Here is a 2,613-nt window from a genome sequence, read left to right on the forward strand (position 1 = left end):
ATATGCACGAGATGAGGACGGCGACGGTTTTCATGAGATTCATGTGAATACAATGGAGGGGTTCTGGTCGCTGTTGCGTTCCTGGTTGCGTCCTCATCGGGGTATATCACAAGAGAAGTTACCGCTGTATTTGGGTTTCTTCGAGTGCCTGCACAATATCAAGAAGCGCGGGAAAGCAGCTCTAACCGGTCTTCTGGGAGTGTTGTTTGGATAACTCCCCGGAATCCATTAAGAGCCAACATGAAAATGGAAATGAGGAACGGTTTGGCCCTCTGTTTTGCCATTGTGCTGAAAGATAGTTGACCCCTCAACCCCCATGGCTTGTTCTACGGCTTTACCTACTTTCTGTACTGTATGGATACAAGCGGTAGCCGCCTCTCTGGAGAGGTCATAGATTGTGGCGGACTCTTCTTTTGGAATAACCAATACATGGCCATCTGTTTGGGGCATAACATCCATAAAAGCCAGCGTCAGTTCATCTTCATAGACCTTTACACACGGAGCTTCCCCTGAAAGAATTCTGGCGAATATATTGTTTATATCGTAATTGTCAGACATAAAAATCACATTGTTTATTTAGGGATATTAAGTATTAGAGACAGAGTTGTATTGAAATTGTGTCCTGGCCGAAGGCTCTTGTGCTGTTATGGCTTGTTATATTGTGTTTACATAGTGCTAGTCACCAGCTGGGTAGGCACTGATTTCAAGATGTATTTTGTTTGACACTAACTTCTCTAATATCTCAGGAGAAAACGATAAAAACCTTGCATAGATGTTTTTTTCACCAACAGAACAGCCAATATCCAGAGTCCAGTGACAGCCATGAGACGATGAAGACTGAATGACTGAAGAGAATTTATTTAAAAACTTAGAAAGCTCTTCAAAATGACTATAAAGGCTTGATGATTCTGAGATATCAATATTAATGCCATTTATTCTCCCTTTGTCATCTTGCATAATTTCATCGTCAAAAATGTCTATTTTTTCTGTGAGATAAGTAAGGCTTTGCTCTGAACCTTTGATTCTAAAGATCGAAATGAGCATGTCTTTCACCCAGGCCTATAGGAGCAATATAACGCTAGTAGCAGGAGAAGGTCACAGTAGCTTGGATGTCTCTTCTACCTGTTCAGAGAGCAGATTTAATGGATGCTCTCAAGAGCCTTTTTCATTGCCTGATGCACTGCATTGACCCCTTTAAGAGGTCGCACCATCACTTTAAACTCTGTGATTTGATTGCTGTCATTCCAGGAAATAAGATCAACACCGTTTACCTTGATGCCATCCAGCTCTGTTTCAAACTCAAGGAGTGCAAAGCCTTCATCATAAACTTCACGAATATACCTGAAATGCTCATTACCCAGTACAAAGGCTGCGCTAGTTAAGTACATTTTCGTTATTTCTTTGCCTTCTTGTACGGTGTGAACTATTGGGGAAATCATTCTCGCGTCTTCAGCAAGAATGTCATCCAATAAATCGACATTTTTGCTTTTTACAATGTTATGCCACTTTTTAATAATGTCAGGTACCATCTTTTCACCTTGAGGTTTGGCTTTATCTTTATTGCTTTGATGAGGAAAGGTTTTGCTGCGAAGGTTTGCTTTTGAAATATTTATTGTTGTTGTTTTCATTATCTCAAACTACCTTGTAGGCTCAGCCATGTATTTTTGAATGCTTTTTTTTTGAAAATGAATGAATTTAGTAAAGCTGCCTTTTTGCTTTCTGCAATTGCCTGTTCTTTGCTTTTAAACCCGAATTTTCTGAATGCATCAGAACTATCTCTTCTGGATCTGATCTCTCAGAATCAAGCTCAGGTAGAAGGTGCTATGAAAAACAGTATTCCTCAGCAGCTCCAGGGTATTGATATTCCGCAAAATATCCAGGTCACAATCAATACTGATAATGCCTTGGCCACTATTACTGTTGAACTGCAACATGGAGAGCCTGTAATTGAAATGCCTCAACAGTTGATCATGGTTGAGGGCTTGAACTTCATGGTTACCATCTTTGTAGATCCACTTCAGCCTGCCCATCTGGTTGATTTGAACTTCAACATTTATGAAATAATTGTGGATTCATTGCAGACTGCCATTGAGGGTATTGCATTGATCATGATTTAGTGAACTGAAGTCATAGTGGTCTGATTTTCCGAGCTATTATAACAGGGATATCTACATAATTATTACTAATCCACCTTTTTCATAACGGTCTATCCAATCGTAAACAGATGGTCTGTGAGTAGCTTACTTTTCGGATAGTTTGTTGACAGAGGCACTCTTCAGCCTATAAACGAATAGTGTCTCGAACAACATGGGAAATTTTACGACCGTTGACTTTACTCGTGAATACCTCAAATCTGAGGTGTCAGTTATTGATATGTGCATTAACTACCCGAAAACGTCTCCAAACATGCATAGGCAGTATGCTCTGCTCTAAAGAAACCAAGAATGATACCTTGACTCCTCTGAAGCTTCTTAAGGCCTGATGAAATGGCTTTAAGGAATTGATCTTTCGTTCTTAAGATCATTCTTCCTATACATCCTGATTTCAGGAATCCCCAGACAAATTCATCAGGATTGAGCTCTGGGGAATAGGCAGGCAATACATGTATTCCCA

General features: G+C 40.0%; 5 protein-coding genes and 1 pseudogene. 2 read left to right on the plus strand and 4 right to left on the minus strand.

Features of this window, described 5'->3' with window-relative positions; genetic code table 11:
- Positions 1-214: pseudogene (locus WG89_RS28050) on the plus strand (hypothetical protein); the annotation flags it as partial.
- Between the two features lie 14 nt (positions 215-228).
- Here WG89_RS28050 and WG89_RS28055 read toward each other — a convergent pair.
- From WG89_RS28055 to WG89_RS28065, 3 genes are all read right to left on the minus strand, one after another.
- Entirely contained in the window at positions 229-558 is a 330-nt protein-coding gene (locus WG89_RS28055) for an HIT family protein (RefSeq protein WP_062271024.1), read from the minus strand.
- A 117-nt stretch (positions 559-675) separates the two neighbouring features.
- Complete coding sequence (locus WG89_RS28060) at positions 676-1,044, minus strand: hypothetical protein (protein ID WP_062271026.1); 369 nt, start codon at positions 1,042-1,044, stop codon at positions 676-678.
- 95 nt (positions 1,045-1,139) lie between these two features.
- Positions 1,140-1,628 carry a nuclear transport factor 2 family protein gene (locus tag WG89_RS28065; protein ID WP_245662992.1) on the minus strand — a complete coding sequence of 163 codons (489 nt, stop codon included), beginning with the start codon at positions 1,626-1,628 and terminating at the stop codon, positions 1,140-1,142.
- Between the two features lie 195 nt (positions 1,629-1,823).
- Between WG89_RS28065 and WG89_RS30860 the strand changes: the two genes are divergently transcribed.
- Complete coding sequence (locus WG89_RS30860; RefSeq protein WP_153301882.1) at positions 1,824-2,117, plus strand: hypothetical protein; 294 nt, start codon at positions 1,824-1,826, stop codon at positions 2,115-2,117.
- Positions 2,118-2,380: 263 nt separating this feature from the next.
- Here the strand turns inward: WG89_RS30860 and WG89_RS29870 are convergent.
- On the minus strand, positions 2,381-2,613 hold a 233-nt coding region (locus tag WG89_RS29870), incomplete at its 5' end, for a transposase (RefSeq protein WP_172806950.1).

This window comes from Endozoicomonas arenosclerae, from assembly GCF_001562015.1.
Lineage (GTDB): Bacteria > Pseudomonadota > Gammaproteobacteria > Pseudomonadales > Endozoicomonadaceae > Endozoicomonas_A > Endozoicomonas_A arenosclerae.